This is a genomic window from Deinococcus marmoris DSM 12784 (assembly GCF_000701405.1).
GTDB classification, from domain to species: Bacteria; Deinococcota; Deinococci; order Deinococcales; family Deinococcaceae; genus Deinococcus; species Deinococcus marmoris.
Genome location: NZ_JNIV01000224.1, coordinates 1 through 1,853, shown reverse-complemented (window position 1 = coordinate 1,853; position 1,853 = coordinate 1). Strand labels below are relative to the sequence as shown.

Annotated in this window: 3 protein-coding genes; 2 read left to right on the top strand and 1 reads right to left on the bottom strand. The window is 56.0% G+C overall.

All coding sequences use genetic code 11. The features are described 5' to 3' along the window. The coding region (locus Q319_RS0123395; protein ID WP_156039581.1) for an IS66 family transposase at window positions 1–735 on the top strand (735 nt) is incomplete at its 5' end. A 398-nt stretch (window positions 736–1,133) separates the two neighbouring features. On the opposite strand, the gene Q319_RS27735 is transcribed toward Q319_RS0123395, so the two are convergent. Further along, the gene (locus tag Q319_RS27735) at window positions 1,134–1,454 is read right to left on the bottom strand and encodes a hypothetical protein (protein ID WP_156039580.1); all 321 of its coding nucleotides are present in this window, start codon (window positions 1,452–1,454) and stop codon (window positions 1,134–1,136) included. Between the two features lie 82 nt (window positions 1,455–1,536). On the opposite strand from Q319_RS27735, the gene Q319_RS25190 reads away from it, so the two are divergent. Next, entirely contained in the window at window positions 1,537–1,845 is a 309-nt protein-coding gene (locus Q319_RS25190; RefSeq protein WP_034416686.1) for a transposase, read from the top strand. Window positions 1,846–1,853: the final 8 nt, after the last annotated feature.

Sequence of the window (1,853 nt, the reverse complement as noted above, 5' to 3'; positions counted from 1 at the left end):
CTTGAAGCACAGCTTCAAGCTGCCCCTTACGTCCACCACGACGATACCGGCTGGCGGATGAATGGCGTGGCCGCGTGGATGAGTGCCTTCCGCTCTGCCGATATCGTGCTGTACCGGGCCAACCCACGGCACACCAATGCCGAAGTGCGCGCCGTCCTGGGCAACGATTTTACGGGAACACTGGTGACGGATCGTTTCAAGGTCTATGACAGCTTGGTCTTCGTTGAGACCAAGCAGCAGAAGTGTCTGGCCCACCTGATCCGCAACGCCGATGGGGCGGCTGAGGAACAACATGCGCAGCCTGGACGTGGAGAACGCTATCCGCAGCGACTGGCCCGGCTTTTTCGGGACGGGATTCGCTTGCATTCGGCCTATCACACCGGGCTGGTCAATCGGCAAGAGTACGCCCAACAGGGTGAGTCTCTCACCCTGCGCTTGGATCATCTCCTTGACCGTTCCCCCCTGAAGACCAAGACCAATGAGCGATTGCGACGGGGTTTCCTGGAACAGCATCGTCGAGGCCGCTTGCTGCACTTCTTGATCGACCCAGAAATTCCGCCCACCAACAACGCCGCAGAGCGTGCCCTGCGGAGCGTAGTGATGGCGAGGAAAGTCTCCCAGTGCAGCAAAAATCTGCTGGGGGCTATCACCTACACCCGCATCAAGAGCGTGGTAGAGACGGCCCGCCTGCGGAACGAAGATCCCGTAGCCGTGCTGATGGCCCTCCGGCGCTAATCAGATACATTCCTCTCTCTGCCTTTCTGGCCCTGGCTTTCGCCTTCCCCCTCTTCCTCGGACTGCGTGAATTGCATCTGGCGCGCAATCGTGAAGAGTAAGAGTGATTTTCTAGGCGATTTGGAACTTTGGCCTTGGCTGTGACAGCCCCTAACCTGAGGTATGGAGATGAGCGGGAATTCTGCCACCATCAATGCCGTTGTTGTCGTTACCATGGGTCCTTATACTCAGGAGTTGCACCTATGAATAGCGCGGGGGCATCGTCCCAGACGATAAATCTTGACCTGCTTGCTTGAAACGGTTTCTGCCATTCTCTCGCCCTCCTCCGCTCCCCACATCTCAAAATCTCAGTGCTGTCATCACGCCTTTCAGTGTTTTCCCGAACCGATCACGCCTGTTCAATTTCGCCAGACCAGTCCGGCGGTTGCTCTGGAATTCTCTCGCCAGGAAAGGATTTTTCTGATTATGCAGGTGCAACTCCTGATACGGACTCCGATTAAATCATGTAAACTGTCCAGATCAAAAAATTCTTCTCTTCCATCCACCTCCAGCACTCCGCTGACGACTTCTGGGCCATTTTCCGGGCGAGTACCTGCGCCGTCGAGCGGCGCAGAGCGCAGTTCTTTGCCTTCCTTGCTGAAGGTAAAACAGAAACTGAACTTCTGGAACTGACCAAATATTCCGTGTCTGGGGCGCGGAACATTTTGCAGCGGTATCACACCCTTGGCCTGGACGGTTTAGGGTGATGTTGGTAGGGTTTAGTGGAGGGTAAGTTCAGTGTGATTCACACTGGAGGACAGAATGTCCGTACCCAAGCAGAAGTTCACCGCTGAGTTCAAGCACGAAGCTGTTCGCCTGGTTCGCACGACCGGCAAAAGTTGCGCTCAGATTGCCCGTGACCTCGGCGTTCCCCCTCACTACGTCGTCCGGTGGAAGCAACAACAGAACGACCAAACGGCCGCTGGCCGCCCTGCATTCACAGGCCGGGGAATTCCTGCACTCTCACCACAGGAGGCTCGACTCAAAGAACTGGAGCGGGAACTCGAAATTGCACGACAGGAACGGGATATCCTGAAAAAAGCACTGGCCTTTTTCGCCAAGCAACCCTGATTTTCCGC

Coding starts and splice junctions, on each gene's coding strand:
- Q319_RS25190 (WP_034416686.1), top strand. CDS start 1,537: ATGTCCGTACCCAAGCAGAAGTTCACCGCTGAGTTCAAGCACGAAGCT.